This window comes from aff. Roholtiella sp. LEGE 12411 (assembly GCF_015206995.1).
GTDB lineage: Bacteria > Cyanobacteriota > Cyanobacteriia > Cyanobacteriales > Nostocaceae > Komarekiella.
In genome coordinates this window covers 40,375-62,737 of record NZ_JADEXR010000020.1, presented here as the reverse complement: position 1 = coordinate 62,737, position 22,363 = coordinate 40,375, and the positions used below count along the sequence as shown (strand labels likewise).

Genomic DNA, 22,363 nt, shown 5'->3' with positions numbered 1-22,363 from the left:
CTGTTCAACCCAAAGCGCAATTAGTATTCAACCCGACTCGTCTGGTAATTGATTTGCCAGAAACCACATTTGGGCGGGAGCAGCTAACCCAACAAGTCGGGGGTGCAATTCGCTCTATCCGTGTTGGGCAATTTGACCAACAAACAACGCGTATAGTTGTCGAACTCACTCCCGGTTATACTCTAGACCCCAAACGAGTGCAATTTATCGGAAATACTGGTAGTCGGTGGACGGTGCAATTACCCACGCCCAAAGTTGAAGAGGTAGTCTCATCAATGGATATTGGAGGTCAGCAAACAGAAGTGCCAGCTACAGTACCTCCCCCAAAGATATCTACGCCCTTGTTCTCTCCAAGAAATATTTATAATGTCGTGACAGATCCTGTTCTGAACGCACCCAACAAGGGAACAGTCAACACTGCAGTAGCAGGCGTGACTCAAGTTGAGAACTTGCGAATCACAGGCGATGGTTTTTTTATCCGCACCAGTGGTGGTAATCCTCAGATTCGGGTAAATCGCAGCGATGATCAAAGAGTAATTAACATAGATATTGCTGGCGCATCTTTATCACCAAGTTTAGGGCAGGAAGATGTGTCGATTAATCGCTATGGTGTCAGTAGCATCCAATTCACTCAACAGCAAACAAGACCACCTGTTGTTCGCATGACGTTGCAGGTGGACAAAAATAGTCCTGACTGGCGGGCAACTAAGAGCAGTATTGGTGGTTTCGTGATTATACCTAGTCGTAGTGTTTCTCAATTGCCTGGAGGTAATAGTCCACGCTCCCTACCAACTACTACCAGTTCACCTGCTACGATTCAGTCTGTGGAACTCGCTGGTAATGGTACACAACTACTAATTAGAGGCGACCAAACTTTATCTGCTAGAGGAGGGTGGGATAGAAGCTCTGGTTTGTTCCGCATTACTATTCCTAATGCTAAGTTAGCTTCCAAAGTCACAGGCCCTGCTTTTAATGCTAATAGCCCTATCCTGCGCGTACGCTTACAATCACAACAACCTGATACTGTGATTGTTTTAGTCCAACCTGCTGCTGGAGTGCAAATTGGTGAACTTAACCAGGTTAGTGACCAGCTTTTGGCTCTACAATTACAAAGCTCTCGGGGGGTCACACCGACCCTTGCTTTACCACCCCTGCCATCATTAAACCAGGAACCATTCCCAGAACCTACAGATAATCCTCAGCCAAGATCACAGCAGCCGCGTCCCTCAGTTCCCAGAGGGAAATTGTTAGTAGTTATTGACCCCGGACATGGCGGTAAGGACTCTGGAGCTCCTGATCTAAGCGGACTGCTAGAAAAGGATGTAGTCCTGCCAATAGGCAGAAGAATAGCAGCAATCTTAGAGCAAAATGGTGTGCAAGCAGTATTAACACGGGATGCTGACTTCTTTGTAGAACTTCAGGGACGGGTAGACATCGCCGAGCGAGTTAACGCGACTGTATTTGTCAGCGTTCATGCTAATTCGGTTGATGGTCGTCCAGATGTGAATGGATTAGAAGTTTATTATTACGACAGTGGTTATGCTTTGGCTGAAGTAGTTCGCAAATCTATTCTCCAGAATATCGATACCATCAAAGATAGGGGAACGCGTAAAGCCCGATTCTACGTTCTCAGGAAAAGCTCTATGCCCTCAATTTTAGTGGAAACAGGTTATATGTCCGGTCGGGAGGATAATCCCAGATTAGGAACAGCAGAGTATCAAAATCGCATGGCAGAGGCGATCGCTCGTGGCGTCCTGAAATACTTACAACAAAGGTAAAATGTAGTATAACTAGCTAATTCAAGAGGTAGTATCTAGACTTCTTTTGTGTGTAGTATTTAGTGGTTAAGTGGTAAATTTTCTGCTAAGTTCTATATTTTAAATCCAAAAACCTAAATCAACATCTGCCTGTGTATTCATCTTCCATCCTTGAAGGGAATCTTTACGATTTTTCTGAGCAAGAACCCCAACGTGCCCCAATTGGCATCTTTGATAGTGGTGTGGGCGGTCTTACAGTACTGCGGCAAGTATATAGGCAACTCCCCAATGAATCAATTGTTTACTTTGGTGATACGGCTCGACTTCCTTATGGTATTCGTTCACAAGCAGAAATTTTACAGTTTGCGCGTGAAATCCTCACCTGGCTGCAACAGCAACGGGTAAAAATGGTGATTATGGCTTGTAACACTAGTTCTGCCCTCGCGCTAGAAACTGTGCGTCAGGAATTTAGCATACCCATTTTGGGAGTGATTTTACCTGGGGCAAGGGCAGCGGTGCAACAAGGAAAGCGTATTGGTGTAATTGCGACTCCAGCTACTGCCAAGAGTAATGCCTATCGGCAAGCTATTCTCGAAATTGATCCTAATGTCCAAGTCTGGCAAGTTGGCTGTCCAGAATTTGTGCCACTGATTGAGCAAAACCGCATTCACGACCCCTACACTACTGAAGTAGCGCGAGGCTATCTAGAGCCTTTACTGCAACAGGAAATTGACACTTTAGTCCACGGTTGTACCCATTATCCCCATCTTGCACCAGTACTGCGATCGCTCCTCCCATCTCATATAACGCTGGTTGACCCAGCTGTCCATGTTGTGGCAGCTTGTACCCAAGAGTTAGACTTATTAGGCTTAAAGAATACCCACCTACCATTACCAACTCGCTTCGCTGTCAGCGGTTGTCCGCAACAATTTGCCCAATCAGGAGTAAAATGGCTAGGGTATACGCCAATGGTTGAAGAGGTTTGCTTCACAGATCCCGCAGTTTTCCAAATCTAAGAAGATCATGTTGGATAATTGGCATTAGTCAAAGTTAAGAGCAAAATTTAGACTCTGGACTATTGACTATTGACTGCTTCAGTCACCGTTGTTGTCCTTACTGGTCTCTCATGCTTACCTATGGTAAATGAAGGCACACTTGCAGGAATGGTTTTTTTAACCGTTCGCTTTGCCAGTGCTAATAATAGGTAAACTGTAAACAAATATCCAGCTGCTAAAATAAAAATCATCATAGACATACTTCCATAAATCATTGTTCTCCCAGCACTTTTGTCAAATGAATATGAAAAATAATAAATAAAATCAGCAAAGCTCTAGCCAACCAAGTCCATTCTTGATAGCTGTAATTTGCTATGTCAAAATTTTCCGTAGAAATCTAGTTTTCTTCGGTCAATGAATTTACAGTTGAATTTAGTTTTTCGCAGACCATATATCCTAAAGCAGTTATAAATTGCCAACTGACGATTTATAACTACACTCCTCAGCAGTCTAGCTGGTCTGCATTATTTTCGTAAGCACTACTATGGTAAGAACAACGCTTGCACTCAAAATGCGCTGAAGACGTTTATAACGCCAGCCACACATGAGATAAACCCCAAAATCATGCTGGCTCTTCTGTAGGCGACTAGGTTAACCAAAGGTGCTCTTGTACCCATACGGAGAAACAAGCCACGTTAAGTATGCCAAACAGAACATACTCGAAGGGTTTTCTATAAAGACATTGTTGTGTAGCTCCTACCTAGGAGTTTCATGTGCATTAGATTTAATCAGAGAAATAATTTCTTTGATTTAACCAACGACGAGTTATTTTAAACTCACAACACCACTTAGTAAAATCATCTGTAGGTGATTTACTTTTAGGGAGTGAATATCTGAATAAATTTAAAATCCCTAGATTTTAGCGTAACACAACGACTCTGACTTTTGAGTCTACTTGTTTGCTAAATTTCAAATTTTTTAGATGACTGGACTTCAAGCTTGGATAAACTAAATCTTATCAAATTTATAATAATTTTAAGCAAAAACGGACTTTGTCAATAAGTAATATTGCTCTACTTAAATCACGTCCGTGTCAGAAAATGTACATACATGTAAAAATACGTAACATAATTTTAAGCAAACCACGTATCAGTATATGGAAAATTGGTATTTGAGATTAGTTCAATACCTAAGAGACTTATCTGAAAGAAAATAGAGCATAATTACTTATTGACATAACTATAAAAATATTAGCTTGTGAAAATTATCAAAAATTCACATTACTACTTTAGAGGTAATGCTTACATGCATTTATTTAAAGGCTAATCAGTGTGAGATAGCAAATCATAAACAGGAAAAATGCACAAGAAAGTTCTTGTTGCGAGCAACAGGCACTCTGACATACAGTTCTCAAGAGTCTTGAAGGGTAATAAGTGTAGGATTCTTGATGAAAACTTTGCGCTGGCACAGGGTTATCTTAAAATGAGTGTAGGATATGTAAACTTTCGTAACCTAAGCCAGAGTCCGCCCATTCATGACCCCAGCCACCTCCCTGTTTACCCCTGTGGAAGCAGACTTGCGAATACTAGCAGATAACCTAAAACAGCTAGTTGGAAATCGTCACCCCATCCTCTGTGCAGCAGCCGAACATTTATTCGGGGCTGGGGGGAAACGCATCAGACCAGCAATTGTCTTGCTGGTATCGCGGGCGATCATGTTAGAACAAGACATTACACCGCGTCACCGACGCCTAGCAGAAATTACGGAAATGATTCACACAGCTAGCTTGGTACACGACGATGTAGTGGACGAGTCAAATATGCGACGTGGTGTTCCTACTATTCATAGTTTGGTTGGGAACCGCATTGCCATACTAGCCGGAGATTTTCTCTTTGCTCAATCATCTTGGTACTTAGCTAATTTGGAAAATCTGGAGGTGGTGAAACTACTTTCGGAAGTGATTATGGATATGGCATCTGGGGAAATCCAGCAGGGACTGAGTCGCTTTAATACTGAGATCTCAATTGAGTCTTACCTCGAAAAGAGCTATTACAAAACTGCCTCGTTAATTGCCAACAGTTCTAAAGCAGCTGGGTTACTGGGTGAAGTTTCTCCAGAAACAGCTGATCATTTGTATAACTACGGGCGTCATCTTGGTCTAGCTTTTCAGCTTGTGGATGATATTTTAGATTTCACTAGTACAACGGATGCATTGGGTAAACCAGTGGGATCGGATCTCAAAAGTGGTCATTTGACTGCACCAGTTTTATTTGCTTTAGAGGAAAAACCCCACTTAGAAGCGCTAATTGAGCGACAGTTTGCCCAAGAAGGTGATTTAGAGCAGGCGCTGGAACTGATTCAAGATAGTCAAGGTATACAGCGATCGCAAGAATTAGCTGCTCACCATGCTAAGTTAGCAACTGAGCATCTTGTGGCTCTCCCACCCTCAGAATCTCACCAGGCATTGGTTAACATAGCCGAATATAATCTTAGTCGGCTCTATTAGGAACTAGGGCTGGGCACTGCTTAGACAGCGCTGTAGGAGGGTTTACTCCGCAGATGACTGCGAACCCGAAGGGGAATTAAAGATTAGGAAGCAGTTTTCCCAGTATCCAACTTCCCAGTCCCTAGTTATCAACTTAAGCGATATCAGGGGGTATGCTTTTCTGTGATTTATTTTGTTGCAGCTTTTGTTGAACAAGATTTTGCAGGTCAGTTCGTGGTACTTCAATCGCATTGGTAGTAGTACCAGGAGTTTCAAAAAAAACTATGCTGTCTACGGGTTCTAATGCCATTAACTGGAACAAAATATTAACAACAGGAATGGCTGTAGCTATTAGTTGAGGGTCAAGCCCAGCAGAGGAGATTAGTGAGACATCCTGTAAGGTAGGAAAAGCATAAATCACGCGCTTTTCCAATTTTGGATTTGCACGGTTACTCAATGTAGTTAGAACCCAATCTTCCTTCAAGCTTTGAAGAATATAGTACTGGGGATAGCGTAACTTTTGAGCGATCGCGCTGAGCGCAGGGGCGATTGCTGCGATAAGTTGTGGTGTAACACCATCATGGGGTGCATTGTCAATCAGCAATTGAATTTGTGCTTCTAAATCCATAATGACTTGTAAACGGCTCCTGGGTAATGGCTATAACATTTATCTAAAGTGTGAATAATCTAAACAGAGTTGGGAACAATAAATCAAGCCAAATCCTCAACGCAGGATTGGTCTGCGTTTAGCTTATACGCAAAACACACAAAGCCAATACCCACGGTCGCACAGGTTGTATTTAAGTATGTTAGGGCCTTTAAAAAACCGAGACTATGAATTCAGCCGCAACAGCAACTATTCTGGGAGAAAATTCTATCGGCGTGGAGGTGATATTTCAACTCCTATTCAAGGAGCTTCAGCAGTCAACCAAGGCTTCGGAACAGAATTGCCACGATGTGGCGACACGAATTAACGCCGAAGTCTACCGGATTTGCAGTGAAAGCAAACGTATCCAAGCTTCCGGTGCTGTGGAAAATTCGGCAATGACCCTTGCTCGACATAGACTGCAACAGTGTCTCAGGTACTATCTGTTGGGTTCAAATCGGGGAAGGGTAGAATTACATAGTACTTTGAGTGCGATTATCTATCGTTACATTAATCCGCCTCAGAGGCAATTGAGCTATCAAGGTCGGCTGACCATAATTGAAGATTTTCTACAGAGTTTTTATCTCGAGGCTTTAAACGCTTTCCGCAGGGAAAACCAACTCAGCGCCACTTATCGTCCCCAAACACTGCTAGAGTTGGCAGAGTACATGGCATTTACCGAGCGCTATGGCAAACGACGCATTCCCTTACCAGGTCGTCAGCAGCAGCTAATTATTTTGCGGGCGCAAACTTTCTCCCAACAGCAACCCCCGGAAACCAGCGTAGACATTGAACAAGCAGCAGAAGGTAGCAGCAACGAAGCCGATGGTTCTTGGGAAGAGCCAGCAGTTCAACAACTGCGCTCAACGATGGCGACACAATCCGAACCTGAACCAGAAGAAGATACGTTACGCTCCGTAGTAATTACGGAATTAATGGATTATCTCGAACAACGGGAACAATCTGACTGTGCTGATTACTTTTCCCTCCGCCTCCAGGATTTATCAGCACAAGAAATTGAGTCGGTTTTAGGTTTAACCTCTCGTCAGAGAGATTATTTACAGCAGCGCTTCAAGTATCATTTAATTCGGTTTGCCTTGTTGCATCGCTGGGAACTAGTTCACGAGTGGTTGGAAGCTTCTCTGCACACCAATTTGGGCTTAACTCCCCAGCAATGGCAACTATACACATCACAGTTGGACGATAAACAGCGTTCTTTACTAGAGTTTAAGCAACAAGGACAACCCGATGAAAAAATCGCAAAAACTTTGGGACTGTCAATGGCACAACTTCAAAAACGGTGGTTTAAGATTCTTGAACAAGCCTGGGAAATTCGTAACTCGTTAGTGTCCGGATCAGGTGCATCTACTCATGAATAGTGACTCAGAATCCTTACAACACCAGTTTATCGATTGGTTAATGACATATAATGTCAAAAACTACGAGCAGCCTTTGGTAGAGTGTAAGGAAATTGACGGGGTGGAAAACCCTTTCAACGAAGCTGTTACTCCAAAAAGTGACCAGCAAAAATTGAGAGGGACACCCCAAACCTTTCAACTGGGAGAAATTCCTACTGTGCAAGAACGTTTCCAAGCCGTCCTTAAGCGTCGGTTACAAATCCAAATCCAAGACCACCCACCGTTGTTTCCTTGGGAAACACAATTAACAGACTATCCTGATTTTGTTGACGAACCATTGATCGCACTAGTGCCTACCTGGGGGTGGATGGCACAGCAATCGAAGCTGAATCTGCCCATTCCCTTGCCAGAAAGAGTTTTCCGGCAATTGCTAGAGCAGTGTCAAGCTTTGGTCACGTCTTCAGTACCGTTAGGGGCAAAATTAGTTCAGGTGGTAGAGAGCTTTTTCCCCAACGAGTCCCAGACACTTAACGACATAGCTGGGTTGGTGCTAAGAAGCACTTATCGCTCTGTGGATACCCTGGAGATGATGCCCAATATTCAAAGCGATTACTCAGATTTACTACCACGTCAACAAATGGCGCTGTCGTTGCTGGCTGCTAAACAACTACTGGAAAATCTGACTCTACCACTTTCACCAACTAATCCAGTGGTAGAAAGGCAATGGCTAACTAGCGCTGGTACTCTTAGCATCAGGGTAGAATGCCAGTCCTTGAACAACTCGACAAAGTTGCTTGTTCAGGCTGATTTACCGGCGAAAGGAATTATAACGCTTCAGGGAAATGGCACTCTAGCAACGTCACAGTCTTCAAGTCCCGAAAGCCTAAGTGTAGAATTATACTGTAGGCAGATGAGCCAGACTTATACCCTGGAAGTTGAGTTTCCAGAAATAGACCAACAGCCACTGTTGTTTGTGATTAGTTCCACCATTTAGCTTAAATTGCCACCGCTAGCACTCTACGTTATTCAACGCCAATCCAATATATAAAGATGATTTTCCTGGTTTTGAAGCTTATCCTATTTTTCAACATACGGTCATTAGGGGTTTAGGAAAAGCGGCTCTGAGAAGGACATTTAACATAAGACGTGTAGGGCCCCATAAATACCTGAAGAGTTTCTAAACAAAGGGTAAGAAAGCTTTCTCAAGGGTAGTAGCTTCAGGTAGGAGTCCAGTTCCGTCTCAAGTATTATGTCCGCGTAGCATCTACATCATCGCTTTGCTGAGACTCGAAATGTTTAACTTATCCAGGATGAATCGGTTTTGGCGTCTCCCTGTAGGTAATTACTGGCGGCATACGCAGGGGTCGCCTTTAACAGAAGTGGAAGATTCAATTTCTTTGCGGGTGCTAGTGCTAGCGTTGGTTATTTTGGGAATTGTAGCGACGGATATTGCCGCTGAGACTGCATTCAGCCCTTGGGCATTACCTTTAAGTATAGTAGGTGCGATTTGGAGTTACTACCGTCGTGGTTATGGCAATATTCCAGTTAAGTTCTGCATCGCTGTAGGGATGTTAGCAGCACTGGGCGCCTTCTTTGGGCGGTTAGTGGGAGAATTGAATGATACGCGGTTGGGTTTGGCAGAATTATTAATACAACTCCAAGTACTGCATAGCTTTGATACACCTCGCCGCAAAAACTTAGGTTATTCAATTGTCATAGGACTGATTTTAATAGGTGTGGCTGGGACTTTGAGTCAGACCTTAGCCTTTGCACCGATGCTGTTGTTATTTTTAGCGATCGCTCTGCCAACTTTAGTACTAGATTACCGCTCACGCTTAGGTTTACAGCAATTAAAAATAAAAAAAGAAATATTCCAAAAGGGAAAATTCTCAAGTTTAAATATAAAACTTTTAATTCTTAATTTTTTGATAATTGTCAGCCTGGGGCTGGCAATTTTTGCTATTTTGCCTCGTTTTCCTGGCTACCAATTACGGATGTTTCCTGTAAGTTCTCCTATCGGAGTAAAAGGAGATTTTACAGGACGTAGCATTATCAATCCCGGTTATGTCCGCCAAGGTAATGGTAATAAGGGGGGTAGTAGTGGTACGAGGCAAAGCCAAACCGGCCAACCAGGAAAAGTAGATAAGGGCTTTTATTACGGTTTTAATAGCCAGATTAACCAAAATCTTCGGGGCGAGATGACACCTAAAGTTGTAATGCGGGTGCGATCGCAAGCCGAGGGTTTTTGGCGAGTCCTGGGATTTGACCGTTATACAGGTAAGGGATGGGAAGTTTCTCGTAATGAAGACGTTACGACCATTAAGCGATCGCCTTGGTCTTACCAAATTTTTCTTTCCCCACCCTGGATCACTGGTAAAACCAAAGAGGTGGTACAAACTTATACAGTGGTGTCAGATTTGCCCAACCTGATTCCAGCGATGGCTTATCCTAAAGAAATTTATTTCCCCACACCAATAATTGCTGTTGATCAAGAAGACGGGTTGCGATCGCCTGTGGAATTATCAGAAGACCTGACCTATACAGTAATTTCCGAAGTACCATACCGCGATCGCACTTTATTAGGACAAGCTCAAACCAAATACCCGCAGCAAATTAAAAACTATTATCTACAAATTCCTCCTGAAATTGCTGAAAAAGTCCGGCAACGCACGGAAGAAATCTTCGCTAACTACAATCGGGAGCGGGTAGCTAAGTCATTTAAAACACTCGATTCACCCTATGAAAAGGCTCTCTATTTAGCTCAATACTTGAAGCAAAACTACTCTCTACCCCAAAATCCCTTAGAACTGCCTTATTTGGGTGAAAAAGAAGATTTAGTAGAAGCTTTTTTGTTCAAGCACAAAGGAGGCTATCCCGACCACTTCTCGACAGTGCTTACAGTGATGCTACGTTCTATTGGCATCCCAGCACGGTTGGTGGCGGGGTTTAGTGCAGGAGAATTTAATCCATTTACGGGAATGTATGTTGTTCGTAATACAGACGCTTACGCGATGACCGAAGTGTATTTCCCCAAATATGGCTGGTTTGCTTTTGACCCAATTCCCACTCATCCCCTGATTCCCCCGTCAATTGAGGATACTCAGACTTTTAGCGTGCTACGCCAGTTATGGCACTGGATTGCAGGGTGGCTACCTTCTCCAGTAACAAGTCTACTGAATAATATGTTTGGGACAGTATTTAGCTGGGTAACTAGGGCGATCGCTTGGTTTTTAGCTTTATTTTCTCAAGGTTGGTTCGGTGTATTAACTGGCTTCATCTTAGCGACGACAACGGCTTTCTTAGGTTGGCTGGGTTGGGGTCAGTGGCGAGAATGGCGCAACCGCCAATGGTTGAATCAATTGCCAGCAATGGAAAAACTTTATCAACAGATGCTCCAATGGACAGCCCAAAAAGGTTTGGGTAAACATCCAGCACAAACACCATTGGAATATGCCCAAATATCACACCAGCATCATGCTCCGGCGATCGCTCAGGTAATAGATGAAATTTGTCAAGCCTATGTTGGCTGGCGCTATGGCGGTCATGCTCCTGACTTGAAGCGACTGCGACAAAGATGGGAAAATTTGAAAAACACTTTCAATCAAGAAAACTTGTTAAAAACATAGAATATAGGACTTACGCACTGTACAAATAGACCATCATGTGTATTAACTAAATTTGGTTGTTTCAGGCTTTTTATAACTACCCTTTGATGGTTGGCGATCGCTTCAAAAGCGTCGAAAAACCAATCTCTAATGGCTGAAATTCATATCCCATGTTTGGTATTTTCTGTCAATGCGTAAGTCCTAGACTAATTCATATTTGGCAAAAGTTTTAGCTAAACCAACAATTTGCAATTATTCGTATAAATTGTTACTTATAAAAATATTGGTTACGGGCAACGAAGGAATGATCGGTTCGGTTGTTGAAAAAGTCTTGAGTGCCGACGGATGTGAAGTGATTGGCTTTGACATTAACAAAAGTGGCGTTGAGGTTTTGCATAGGGTACAGCACAACCAAATTGGTATCTTAATGCAATGCGCTTCGATTTTGCTCTCCATCAAATTCCATACCAGATTGTGATTAAAAATAAATCTACATCAGCCGAATAGCTTGTATCAGTCTAATATCGCCTATATCTTTGGGTATATTTTAAGTTAATTTAGCTGATAAACCACTAAAAAAAAGCAGACATTATTTAAAACCAAAGGCTGGCGTGAATTTAAGCGTTTTAACTCCCATTTTTGGGGATAACATGGGAATAAGTTTCTTATAAGCTTCTCACACCGCGTTTGGTGTCAATTTTTTATATGGATATTCAGCTAATCAACATTGGTTTTGGCAACATCGTATCTGCCAGGCGAGTAGTTGCTATCGTTAGTCCCGAGTCTGCCCCGATTAAGCGGATCATTACCGATGCACGGGACAGAGGCCAACTAATTGATGCAACTTACGGACGCCGGACTAGGGCTGTAATTATCACCGATTCCAGCCACGTAATTCTGTCAGCGATTCAACCGGAAACGGTAGCGAATCGGTTCGTGATTTCCCGCGATCATCAGGCTGTAGATAATTAATTAAGAATGGTTTAACAGCCTCACTCTATTTGCACCGTATCAGCAGTACCATGTGAATTAGACAAGTTTTCTGTCACCCGTGCTACAAATTCCCTAGTCAACAGTGGTCTTAGTAACGAACACAAGACTAGTGGCTAATGAATAATGTTTATTGATTAATTCACAGATTGAACGGATGATGCAAGTTTTACCTATCCAGAGTGGTGCTAACAAAGAATACCCGCCAAGTGGCAGGCTAATTGTTTTGACTGGCCCTAGTGGTGTCGGAAAAGGCACTTTAATGCGATCGCTCCTACAGCGTCATCCAGAGCTATATTATTCTGTATCTGTGACGACTCGTTCTCCCCGTCCAGGAGAAATCGACGGCAAAAATTATTACTTTATTAGCCGCAGCAAGTTTGAGCCATTGATTGCTCAAGGCGAATTCTTAGAATGGGCGGAATTTGCTGGTAACTATTACGGCACTCCTCGCGAAGCTGTGCTTAAGCAAATTAGCTCTGGCAAATTGGTAGTGCTGGAAATTGAGTTAGAAGGGGCAAGACAAATTCGTGCTTCTTTCCCTAGTGCCATCAGTATTTTTATTTTGCCACCTTCTTTTGATGAATTGGAGAAACGTATACGTAATCGCGCCCAGGACTCTGAAGAAGCGATCGCCCGGCGTCTACGCTGCGCCCAAGAAGAAATTAAAGCCGCAGATGAATTTGATATTCAAATCGTTAATGACGATTTTGAAACCGCTTTAAAAGATATTGAAGCGGCTTTATTTGGATAATTTGGCTTTGCCGTCGTCAGCCCCGCAGTATAACTGTACTCAGTTTGGTGTCGGGATATAAGAGGGTTAATTACCAGTAGTAGACACAGACACTAAAAACAACTCAAGGTGGTGATTCCTTATACTACTTAACTATCCCCATAGTTAACTCACCTTTCCTCTTATTGCAATTGTTCTAAGTGTGATTCAAACCTGGCATCAGCCTTTTTTATAAGTTGCTTGTAGAAACGACGTTGGCCTACACCAGATTTATCAGCAGCCACTAATCAAATTGCATTTCGTCTTGGAGCAAATGCAAATGCTACACGCCATACACAATCAAAAAAGGACACAAAGAAAAACCTCTGTGTCCTTTGTCATTTGTCTTTCGTTAGTCGATATTTTTTCACTACGAACCACTAACAATTGACCAATGACTAATAATTTAATTAACCCACTATACCTTGAATTAGTCCCAGATTACTAGTCAGAAAGTAAGCAACTACTGCACCACCAATACCACCAATTAAGAAAGAACTGGCAAAGTTATTCCAGCTTTCTTTGGAGTTAAAAGCATCGACTGGTGGGTTGGGTACGGTAACACTGGCAAGTGCTTTAGGAGGATTACTACTTGCATACAAGGATAGGCAAGCAGTTAGAAGAACAACTAAGCCTATACTTGCCAGTAAGCCAGCTAGATTAGCATTAGCTGTATCCCGCAGGGGCCCCAATTTAGCGAAGGGGCCAAACAGCAAGTAACCATGAGCCATACCAACTTCCAGCCCTCTTCTGGAAGGAGTAATACCTGGGCGATAAGCGGGCAAGTTATTAATGAACCACTTGCTCAAGGGAGAAGCATTAATCGGGGTTTCTAGATTGCCCTGCTGTGGATCGCGTCCTGCGGGAAAAACAACCTCACGATTTCTTGGATCACTGGGGAGATTTTTTGATGCATCTACTGCTTGCGCCATGTTTTTATGTTCGCCTCTAAATTTAGAATGGGGGCATTTTTATATTAATAATAATTGTAGCCAAAGATGTTTTTTAACTAGGAAGTTTAGAAAAATTAATTTAGCTGTTTTCAAAAGTCTGAAACTCGCTAGCTGTAAACAGCATTACGAGTTTCATAAAACTATTTTCACTGCTTATTTGAGTGATAATTTCACCTAAATAAGACAAGCTACCCGACTACCTAATTTTAGGTACAAAACTAAAACTAGACATTCAACTTTTTTACATCCTATTTTCCACTTATGGCAGTGGGTGGAAAAGTAGATCAGGAAAAAAGCGGTTGAATTCAATCAAAATACCTGCTGTGATTGTCAGCCATATAGTAGCTGCCACTGGCGCTGTGGAAATAAATTTAATCAAATAGGATGATTGATCGCCTTTGTCCGCCATGAATTTAGTCTCCAAAACAAGTGAATTAGTTAAGCTGAATTAACGTGGAGAAATAGGGATTTCTGTATCCTTGGCTGTTAATTTGCCAGAGAGCAATTCTTGGACAGCAGCTGCTGGCCAAGCAAAGCCTGTAGCCATGATCGGTAGTGCCAAGCCCAGATCGATCTGGATCTCTTTTTGTTCAGCATCCGATCCTTTTTTGATCGCTTGCAGATAGGCACGTCCTACCCAACCAATCCAACCAGCAATATACAGGAAGAGAATACTGGGAATTAAAAAATCTCCAGCACGATCAAGACGACCGTCAACAATCAAGTGGGGATAACCTTCAGGGCCACACAGCGCTTGAGAATAACGCTCAAACCGCTTTCTCCCAGATTCAGGATCAGCGGTAGTATTACGGGCATTTGCTGCTAGCTGTTGAAATGCGGGAGAGTCTTTACAGGGTACAAGGTCAGCCCCCAGAGCTTTTGCTGGAGGGGCAAAATTGAACCAAAGACCAATCGCTAAAATCAAAGCAAACAATCGTCGCATGGAGTTGTTTCCTTTTATTACAAAACAAAAAGTTTTTTGTACAAAACGAAGCGGCTTGTACAGTGTTTATTTGCATAACTAGCATGTCATCATACTCTTGGGTGGGAACCGAGTAAAGTTTAAGTAAATAAAAGTTAAAGCTTCTCAAACAATTTTTGCTTGAGTACTGAGTACTGAGTAACGGGTTCTGAGTATAAGAATTGTTGTTGTAGGGTAGTAAAGAAGCAAGAATTCGTCTCGACTATTCAGGACTCAGCACTTTCAATGGCAACCGTTTTAGCAATAGAAACCAGCTGTGATGAAACTGCCGTCGCAATTGTTAACAATCGTCAGGTTTGCAGTAGTATCGTAGCCTCACAAATCCCTGTCCATCAGCAGTATGGTGGGGTAGTGCCGGAAGTGGCTTCTCGCGAGCACTTAGCAACGATAAATGAGGCGATCGCCCAAGCTTTGGAGCAAGCACAACTAGACTGGGAGAAAATTGACGGGATTGCCGCCACCTGTGCCCCTGGACTCGTAGGAGCGCTGTTAGTGGGGTTAACTGCTGCCAAAACTCTGGCGATGGTACACAACAAACCTTTTTTGGGCGTTCATCACTTGGAAGGTCATATTTACGCAACTTACTTGAGCGAGCCAAGTTTAAATCCCCCTTTCTTGAGTTTATTAGTTTCTGGCGGACATACAAGCTTGATTTATGTCAGAGATTGTGGTAATTACCAAACATTGGGAGAAACCCGTGATGATGCAGCGGGTGAAGCCTTTGATAAAGTGGCGCGATTATTAAAGCTAGGTTATCCCGGTGGGCCGGTCATTGACAAATTGGCACAAGCAGGGAATCCCCAAGCTTTTACCTTACCAGAAGGAAAAGTTTCATTACCTGGTGGCGGGTATCATCGTTATGATGCAAGTTTTAGTGGGTTAAAGACAGCGGTACTGCGTTTAGTGCAGCAGTTAGAGAAAGATAGCGAGCAAATACCAGTGGCAGACGTAGCAGCTAGCTTTCAGGAAACTGTAGCGCGATCGCTAACCAAAAGAGCGATCGCCTGTGCTCTTGATTACGGTCTAGATACGATTTCTGTTGGTGGCGGTGTAGCAGCTAACAGCGGTCTGAGAAAAAACCTACAAGCCGCAGCTGCTGAAAATAACCTGCGTGTGCTATTCCCAGCTTTGAAATTTTGTACCGATAACGCTGCCATGATTGGCTGTGCCGCAACTGACCATCTATCCCGTGGTCATACATCCCCCCTCACACTGGGCGTTGAGTCTAGGTTAGGGCTTACTCAGGTGATGAAGTTGTATCAACCTGTTGAGTAGTGATCAGTCATTTGTCCTTTGTAACCACCAATGCCCAATGCCCAATGCCCAATCCCCAATCCCCAATCCCCAATGCCCAATGCCCAATAATTAATGACTCTTGACTATCGATCTGATGTGATCAGCAACTGCATCCGGCTGTTCTAACATTGCTAAGTGTCCGCACTCAGGAATTTCGATGACATTATTACCACAGTATTGGAACAGTGGATGAAAGCTAGCTAGATGGCGCACATACTTGGGTTCCATAACCTTGTCTTCAGCACCAGCCAAAAAATAAACTGGCTGCTTAAGTTGGGATACTAGTTGGGGTAAGCGGTTAATTTCTTCCTCAGTTGTTGAGTCTAACAGGGTTCCCAGAGCAGCTTGTGGGTCAGCCACAACGAAATCAATCACCCTTTGACGTGCCCAATAGCGCTCTAGGGGACGTGCCACACTTGCTCTGGTAAATAGCAAATCAATCAAAGGCATCTGGGACAGCCAGCGCGGGCGGACTTGCAAAAATTTCTGACCTACTGAGCGAAATTGCTCAAAAGCTTCTTTAAGATAAATGCCACCACCTGAATTAATACAGATAACTCCTTTAACACACTCAGGCATTTGAGCAGCTCCCCAAAGGGCGATCGTGCCTCCTAAAGAGTGACCAATTAGCCAAGCACTGGTAATATTCATCTGTTGCAAGAGGACTGTTAAATCCTGAGCATAGGCAGCAGGAGTATAAAGAAAATCGAAAGATGAGCTAACCACACTATTACAAATAGAGTTTAGGCTCATAGAAGTTGGTATTTGACTAAAATCGGTTTTCGTATGGAATTGGGACTCACCAAAACCTCGCAAATCATAAGACAGGCACTGCAAATCGGCTGATAGGCGGGAAATCACAGGTTGCCAGTATCCACGGCTATTGAGCCAACCATGGATAAACACTAAAGCATGGGGGCAGGACGTGGGAGCCGTTAGCTCGTATGCGTGTGGAACGCCCAATATTTCGATGTTTGCCATACTTTTATCGTACCCTTAAGAGCGGGTGCGACTAAATACGGAATCGGAGAAGCAAATTAAAAATTAAAAATTTGGAATTTTGAGCAAAGCCAAAGACGCTCCGCCTCTGGAGAAATCTGAGCAGAACTTTGTAACAGAGGAATCCTCAGCTCAGAACTTTAGTGATTTTTAAATATTCATTGACCCAGTAACCTTTGTCGCACCCCTTCAGCAATCTTATGACCCAGATATTCAGGAATGAGGCTTTCATTCGGCCCCAACAAGTAGAGAATTAGACGTGTACGTCCGCGCCAAACCAACAAATTGGCATTAACTACCAGCAGGTCTTCCTGCCAGATGGCGTACATGACTTTATAGAATAATCCTGGTTGGTTATCGGCTTCAATCACTAATGCAGGAAGATGAAAGACCGGATCGACGTAAAACTCTGTTTGTACCTGCTCTAAGCCAGTGTCAAGGTTGAATTCAACCGCTAGCATCTCTTCTACCTCAAACCGCCCTCCTAAAGCCTCGCGAATAGCGCGACAGACATTTTCTGCGGTTTTATCGGTCAGAGCTTTGCTGCCACGAGACACCAGCAGCTTGATAAAAACTAACATCGGTGGTCGGATCTGACCATATAGACTTAAGCCGTGGATAGTCAAGCCATAAGCTGCCAGCACACCAAAAATATCGCTGAGGAGAAAAGACTGGTTACGGTAGGCAAAATGCAGAGCACTCTTACTACCTTCAGGTTTTAGTTCTATAACAGCGCGTCTGGTTTTATATAGACGGTAGGCTAGTCGCAAATTTTGCAGTTGAATCTCACTGCTGACAAACTGCTCATAAAACTGGGGAAACGCTCGGTTAAAGCGCTTTAGGAGTTCCAGTGTCGAGGATTTTAAACCAGAAGCCATTGTTTAGGTGTAAGACTCGCTTGCTTTCGTCATTAGAGGACTGAAGACTGGGTAATACCGTTTCACCTTAAGGTTGCTAAAGATGGCAGGCAGGGAGAGTGATTTGTAGCAGTAATTTTAGTGAATTGATATAGCCCTACGAATAAATTCGCTTGCCTGAGATAATTACGCCTTGTGTGTCGCACTACGTGTCTTCACAGAATTTTTTTCCATATCTCAAAGATAGGGGCTGGCGATAAATTATTTCCAAATATCCAGCCCCTGTTCTCCAATCCTTAATACCTTCACTTATATACAATTCACTCTCATATCCTCCCTTTTGGCGAATTTCTCCTAGGCTTTACAACAAAATGCTAAAGTTGAAAATGATTGGTGTGAAACACGCTCAAACTAGCTGTTACCATTGCAAATCCCGAAAATAACCGAAAAATTTTGAGTATTAGGGGGAAGAAATGGTACTAGCTATGTTAAACGTAAATCAACACTCTTGAGAGTGGAAACCAATTCAGTTATACTACCCGAACCGCGTTGGCATGGGTTTTTGGAAAACTTGGTTTAGTACTCCTGAATCTGTAGCGACAACTAGGACAACCTCCTTTGAAGAGCATACAGCGGAAACTGTGGGCAACTCCAGCCCTAGCAGCGTTGGCGAAGCCTCTCCAAAGGAGACTCGTATTGTCTTCAGCACGGAGCGAGATATTGACCTGTATGAACTAGAAGAGCTTTGTGATGCAGTTGGTTGGTCGCGCCGTCCTCTGAGAAAAGTGAAAAAAGCCATTGAGCATAGTTTTCTCGTTGCCTCTATGTGGCAAGTGCGAGGAAACCAGAGACGGCTCATCGGTTTTGCCCGTGCTACCTCGGATCATGCTTTTAATGCCACCATTTGGGATGTGGTAGTTCACCCAGACTTTCAAAGTCAAGGACTGGGGAAAGCACTGATGAAATACGTGCTCAAAAAACTTAGAAGCGAAGAGATTAGCAATGTCACTCTCTTCGCCGACCCACATGTTGTAGATTTCTACCGAACTATGGGGTTTATGGCTGATCCAGAAGGGATCAAAGGTATGTTTTGGTATCCTCACTAATGCTCGATCCAAATAAAACAGCTTTGGTCAAGAAAATCAGCTATTATAGAGAAAATCTGTTAATTTTAGTGTAGTTTTGCTCAACTCAGCCGACAAACAAGCAAATTTTATGTAAAGTTTAAGTCGGCTCACAATTTTTATTTGTGTAAGGATATGATTAATTTTCATCTTTACAGACAGTAAAAATTGTGAGCAATTACCCGCTTGATATGATATAATAAGTCTGAAACCTGATTGTTTGTATATCGAGCGAAAACCAAATCATTAAAAAATAGATTTATCTAACGGGATGTAGCGCAGCTTGGTAGCGCGCCTGCTTTGGGAGCAGGATGCCGCAGGTTCAAATCCTGTCATCCCGATTTTACATAACATTAAATTATTAAACCCCAGATACATTAGTAAATCTGGGGTTTATTGATATGTGAAATAAAAAAATTAAAATTTACTCTGTTTTAATTAGGGATTGACTAGAGATTTTATTGCTAAAATGTGCATTTAAATTGCTTAATTTACCGTCAAAGACAAATCTTGCTTTTCTACTATTATGCCGAATTTTAAAGACTAACAGGTACGTTAGATAGCTAAGGAGTAAATGACTTCCAAAACCGCGTTTTGTATAAATTCAATCACATATTCAGCTAACAGCAGGTGGAACGATTGATTAAGAGATGACGTCACACGTGTCAGAGAAAGACAATAAAATGGTGTTTATCACCTCCAAGGTCATGGAAATTTTTCACTGCTTGAGAAGACATATAATAGGCATCTATAGCATTTCGCAGTGAATAACCAGGCGAAAAAAAAGGAAAACACAACTTTAGTACAGTCAATTTTTTGACCATTGGCAGTTAACAGTCAACAACTACCATGAGTTTTTTACAACTCAAGTTGATTGCTATATAACTAAAACAAGTTAGTGTTGTGCAAATACAACCATTCATCTAACGTAATTGAACTTTTGATACGAGGAGTAATTATGAAATCATTGGTTCGCTGGGGCGCGACATGGGGTTTAATCGGTAGTACTTTACTAGGAACAGTACTTGGTGCAAGTGTGCCAGTGCTGGCATTGTCAGAACAGCAAATAAAAGAGAAATTAGACTCAGTACCTGTTTACTTGATTACTAACGACAAAGGTTTACCGCTAAGTCGTGCGTTGCCTGAAGGTCAAAATGGGCAGAAAGGTGGTGGTTCGGTGACAGGCGTTTATATGAGTCGGCAAGAAGCTCAAGCTTTTATTAACGAACTGAAGAATGCAAAAGGCAAAGACCCTAAACTGGACGCAATGGTGAAAAACCTACAAGTGACACCAGTGCCTATGGGAGTGATTTATCAGCAATTGCAACAAAGCAAAAACCAACCAAACCGTCTTTTATTTGCTTTTAAACCTGTGGAGCAAGAGATTAAGGGAGCAATGGAGTTGCTGCGCCAAAGTGGACAACAGGTAACTCAATTCAAGAGCGTGCCTGTTTTTGCTGTCAGATTTGCACCAGATAAAGGGTATGTACCTATTAAACTGACAGCTGATAATCAGCAACTTATTCCTCTATTTTTGAGTAAGCAAGACGCACAAGGTTTATTGAACCAGGTGAAGTCAAAGAACCCCAAAGCTGATATTCAAGTAATAGACGTAGACGGGGTTATTAAAACTTTGCAAGATAAAAACGATCCGTGGTTGAATCAAGTTGTCTTAGTGCCATCCCCAGAGTCTAGAGAATATATCAAGACACTGCCTAGGAATAGCACACCCAACACTCCTGCTGCTCCCAATCGAAACAATTCACAGCCTGCAAAGCCCCAGCAACGTTAAGACATGGCGGAGCAACAGCCAAAGATAGTTTCTGGTTTACAACTTTGGCAGTGGCGTTATGAGGCAATCCAAGCGGCGATCGCCTCTGATGTCGCACCAGCAGAAGTGGATTGGCTTCTACAAGAAATAGCTGGGTTAGACCGTTTGGCACTGCGTTTGGAGTCTTTCAAAAACTGGCCTCAGATTCAGATGGAGCAGCCTCTAGAAGAGTTAGATCAACTTTGGCAGAGGCGATTACATGACCGTTTGCCAGTGCAGTACATTGCGGGAGTTACACCTTGGCGACAGTTTAAAATTGCAGTGTCGAGTGCTGTTTTGATTCCTAGACCAGAAACAGAGTGCTTAATTGATCTAGCTATGGCGGCTGCTAGCAGTGTGTCAGGACACTGGGCAGATTTGGGTACAGGGAGTGGCGCGATCGCTCTGGGACTAGCAGATGTCTTACCAGAGGCAACAATTCACGCCGTTGATTATAGTCTTGAAGCTCTGGCGATCGCGCAAACCAACGCCCATAATTTAGGTTTCGCTAACCGAATTCGATTTTATCAAGGTTGCTGGTGGGAGCCATTAAAAGTCCTCAAAGGTCAGTTTAGTGGTATGGTGTCGAATCCGCCTTATATCCCCACCAGTATTTTGCCTACCCTGCAACCGGAAGTCGTTAACCATGAACCACATCTAGCCCTGAATGGTGGCGCTGATGGCTTAGATTGCATCCGCCATTTGATAGAAATATCTCCCAGTTATTTGCAACCTGGTGGCGTGTGGCTGATTGAGATGATGGCAGGACAAGGGGATGCAGTACGAGAACTTTTGCAAAATCAAGGTAGCTACTGCAACATTCAAATTCACGCTGATTTAGCTGGAATTAAACGTTTTGCCCTGGCCTGTATTCAGTAGAAACGCGATTAATCGCGTTTCTACTAGTGAGTAATGAGTGTAAAGTTATGAGTTGAGAAGTAGTGGTTAACTTCTGATTCCTGACTCCTAACTTTGTAAAGATGACCCAAGTTTCTCTAAAAACCCTAGTAGCTGGCGCACGTGCCGGTCTCTTAGTGAGCTTTCCTACAGATACTGTTCCTGCGCTGGCAGCTGTACCAGAGAAAGCAGAATTAATTTTTGCAGCTAAACAACGTAGTCAGGACAAACCTTTGATATTGATGGCAGCTAGCGCTAAAGATTTATGGCCTTATGTCAAAGGTAGTGAAGATGAGTATAAAATTTGGCAACAAGTAGTAGAAAAATATTGGCCCGGAGCATTGACATTAGTTTTGCCAGCGAGCGATCGCGTACCAAAAGTTATGAACCCCAATGATCCGACGACAATTGGTATCCGAGTACCAAAAAGTGCGATCGCCCAAACTATTTTGAAGCACACAGGCCCTCTTGCCAGCACTAGCGCTAATTTTTCTGGTCAGCCACCTTTACAAACGATGGCAGAAATTGAGGCTCAGTTCTCCAAGGTTTTGACTCTAACAACTATAGAATGTCAGGATGAAGTACCTGGGATTGGTGTACCTTCTACCGTTGCTAAATGGACAGGGATAGGTTGGCAAATTTTGCGTCAAGGTGCAGTCAAGCTAGATTTATCAACTGAGAACCAGAAATAGATAGCTATAATGTTGTTTTGCTGGTTTTGGTCTGATATCTTGTAGCTAAATTTCGTTATTAGTAACTTGGTTAACTCCCAGGAGGCAGAATAAATTATACCTTTTTGAAAAAGGAATGCGACAGATAGGCCATTGTAGAGATATT

General features: G+C 42.9%; 21 protein-coding genes, 1 tRNA gene and 1 pseudogene. 15 read left to right on the top strand and 8 right to left on the bottom strand.

Features of this window, described 5'->3' with window-relative positions; genetic code table 11:
- Positions 1-1,778 (top strand): N-acetylmuramoyl-L-alanine amidase (locus tag IQ246_RS07130; RefSeq protein WP_194001452.1); only part of this gene is annotated, 1,778 nt, incomplete at its 5' end.
- 131 nt (positions 1,779-1,909) lie between these two features.
- Positions 1,910-2,773: a glutamate racemase gene (murI, locus tag IQ246_RS07125; RefSeq protein WP_194001450.1), complete on the top strand. Its 864-nt coding sequence runs from the start codon at positions 1,910-1,912 to the stop codon at positions 2,771-2,773.
- A 59-nt stretch (positions 2,774-2,832) separates the two neighbouring features.
- Here murI and IQ246_RS07120 read toward each other — a convergent pair whose 3' ends face one another.
- On the bottom strand, positions 2,833-3,027 hold the full coding sequence (locus tag IQ246_RS07120) for a hypothetical protein (protein WP_194001449.1): 195 nt from the start codon (positions 3,025-3,027) through the stop codon (positions 2,833-2,835).
- Between the two features lie 1,259 nt (positions 3,028-4,286).
- Between IQ246_RS07120 and sds the strand changes: the two genes are divergently transcribed.
- On the top strand, positions 4,287-5,258 hold the full coding sequence (gene sds, locus IQ246_RS07115; protein ID WP_194001447.1) for a solanesyl diphosphate synthase: 972 nt from the start codon (positions 4,287-4,289) through the stop codon (positions 5,256-5,258).
- Positions 5,259-5,391: 133 nt separating this feature from the next.
- Here sds and IQ246_RS07110 read toward each other — a convergent pair whose 3' ends face one another.
- Entirely contained in the window at positions 5,392-5,865 is a 474-nt protein-coding gene (locus IQ246_RS07110; RefSeq protein ID WP_194001445.1) for a hypothetical protein, read from the bottom strand.
- Positions 5,866-6,071: 206 nt separating this feature from the next.
- Between IQ246_RS07110 and hetZ the strand changes: the two genes are divergently transcribed.
- The 6 genes from hetZ (at position 6,072) to gmk (ending at position 12,590) form a co-directional block, all read left to right on the top strand.
- Positions 6,072-7,262 carry a heterocyst differentiation protein HetZ gene (gene hetZ / locus IQ246_RS07105; protein ID WP_194001443.1) on the top strand — a complete coding sequence of 397 codons (1,191 nt, stop codon included), beginning with the start codon at positions 6,072-6,074 and terminating at the stop codon, positions 7,260-7,262.
- Positions 7,255-8,235, top strand: a complete 981-nt coding sequence (locus IQ246_RS07100; protein WP_194001441.1) for a PatU — start codon at positions 7,255-7,257, stop codon at positions 8,233-8,235. Before hetZ ends, IQ246_RS07100 begins: the two co-directional genes overlap by 8 nt.
- A 316-nt stretch (positions 8,236-8,551) precedes the next feature.
- Positions 8,552-10,867, top strand: a complete 2,316-nt coding sequence (locus tag IQ246_RS07095) for a DUF3488 and DUF4129 domain-containing transglutaminase family protein (protein WP_194001438.1) — start codon at positions 8,552-8,554, stop codon at positions 10,865-10,867.
- A 196-nt stretch (positions 10,868-11,063) separates the two neighbouring features.
- Positions 11,064-11,324, top strand: a complete 261-nt coding sequence (locus IQ246_RS07090) for an NAD-dependent epimerase/dehydratase family protein (protein ID WP_194001436.1) — start codon at positions 11,064-11,066, stop codon at positions 11,322-11,324.
- 227 nt (positions 11,325-11,551) lie between these two features.
- Complete coding sequence (remA, locus tag IQ246_RS07085) at positions 11,552-11,818, top strand: extracellular matrix/biofilm regulator RemA (RefSeq protein WP_191756985.1); 267 nt, start codon at positions 11,552-11,554, stop codon at positions 11,816-11,818.
- A 175-nt stretch (positions 11,819-11,993) separates the two neighbouring features.
- Positions 11,994-12,590 (top strand): guanylate kinase, encoded by a 597-nt coding sequence (gmk, locus tag IQ246_RS07080; protein WP_194001464.1) that lies wholly within the window; start codon positions 11,994-11,996, stop codon positions 12,588-12,590.
- 161 nt (positions 12,591-12,751) lie between these two features.
- On the opposite strand, the pseudogene IQ246_RS30190 reads toward gmk, so the two are convergent.
- The 4 genes and pseudogenes from IQ246_RS30190 to IQ246_RS07065 form a co-directional block, all read right to left on the bottom strand.
- Positions 12,752-12,904 (bottom strand): annotated as a pseudogene (locus IQ246_RS30190) (type II toxin-antitoxin system RelE/ParE family toxin); the annotation flags it as partial.
- Between the two features lie 114 nt (positions 12,905-13,018).
- A complete protein-coding gene (locus tag IQ246_RS07075) occupies positions 13,019-13,540 on the bottom strand; it encodes a photosystem I reaction center protein subunit XI (RefSeq protein ID WP_194001434.1) in 522 nt (173 codons plus the stop codon).
- Positions 13,541-13,820: 280 nt separating this feature from the next.
- On the bottom strand, positions 13,821-13,970 hold the full coding sequence (gene psaJ, locus IQ246_RS07070) for a photosystem I reaction center subunit IX (protein WP_012410218.1): 150 nt from the start codon (positions 13,968-13,970) through the stop codon (positions 13,821-13,823).
- A gap of 39 nt (positions 13,971-14,009) precedes the next feature.
- Positions 14,010-14,504: a Photosystem I reaction center subunit III gene (locus tag IQ246_RS07065; protein WP_194001432.1), complete on the bottom strand. Its 495-nt coding sequence runs from the start codon at positions 14,502-14,504 to the stop codon at positions 14,010-14,012.
- A 264-nt stretch (positions 14,505-14,768) separates the two neighbouring features.
- On the opposite strand from IQ246_RS07065, the gene tsaD reads away from it, so the two are divergent.
- Entirely contained in the window at positions 14,769-15,818 is a 1,050-nt protein-coding gene (gene tsaD / locus IQ246_RS07060; RefSeq protein ID WP_194001430.1) for a tRNA (adenosine(37)-N6)-threonylcarbamoyltransferase complex transferase subunit TsaD, read from the top strand.
- Positions 15,819-15,908: 90 nt separating this feature from the next.
- On the opposite strand, the gene IQ246_RS07055 is transcribed toward tsaD, so the two are convergent.
- Complete coding sequence (locus IQ246_RS07055) at positions 15,909-16,820, bottom strand: alpha/beta fold hydrolase (protein ID WP_194001428.1); 912 nt, start codon at positions 16,818-16,820, stop codon at positions 15,909-15,911.
- A 176-nt stretch (positions 16,821-16,996) separates the two neighbouring features.
- On the bottom strand, positions 16,997-17,716 hold the full coding sequence (locus tag IQ246_RS07050; protein ID WP_162395175.1) for a hypothetical protein: 720 nt from the start codon (positions 17,714-17,716) through the stop codon (positions 16,997-16,999).
- A 533-nt stretch (positions 17,717-18,249) separates the two neighbouring features.
- Here IQ246_RS07050 and IQ246_RS07045 point away from each other — a divergent pair.
- The 5 genes from IQ246_RS07045 (at position 18,250) to IQ246_RS07025 (ending at position 22,218) form a co-directional block, all read left to right on the top strand.
- Positions 18,250-18,801 carry a GNAT family N-acetyltransferase gene (locus tag IQ246_RS07045; RefSeq protein WP_194001426.1) on the top strand — a complete coding sequence of 184 codons (552 nt, stop codon included), beginning with the start codon at positions 18,250-18,252 and terminating at the stop codon, positions 18,799-18,801.
- 285 nt (positions 18,802-19,086) lie between these two features.
- A tRNA-Pro gene (locus tag IQ246_RS07040) sits at positions 19,087-19,160 on the top strand.
- A gap of 617 nt (positions 19,161-19,777) precedes the next feature.
- Positions 19,778-20,611: a Tic22 family protein gene (locus IQ246_RS07035; RefSeq protein WP_194001424.1), complete on the top strand. Its 834-nt coding sequence runs from the start codon at positions 19,778-19,780 to the stop codon at positions 20,609-20,611.
- A 3-nt stretch (positions 20,612-20,614) separates the two neighbouring features.
- Positions 20,615-21,508: a peptide chain release factor N(5)-glutamine methyltransferase gene (gene prmC, locus IQ246_RS07030; RefSeq protein WP_194001422.1), complete on the top strand. Its 894-nt coding sequence runs from the start codon at positions 20,615-20,617 to the stop codon at positions 21,506-21,508.
- A 101-nt stretch (positions 21,509-21,609) separates the two neighbouring features.
- Positions 21,610-22,218 (top strand): L-threonylcarbamoyladenylate synthase, encoded by a 609-nt coding sequence (locus IQ246_RS07025; protein ID WP_194001420.1) that lies wholly within the window; start codon positions 21,610-21,612, stop codon positions 22,216-22,218.
- Positions 22,219-22,363 lie beyond the last annotated feature (145 nt).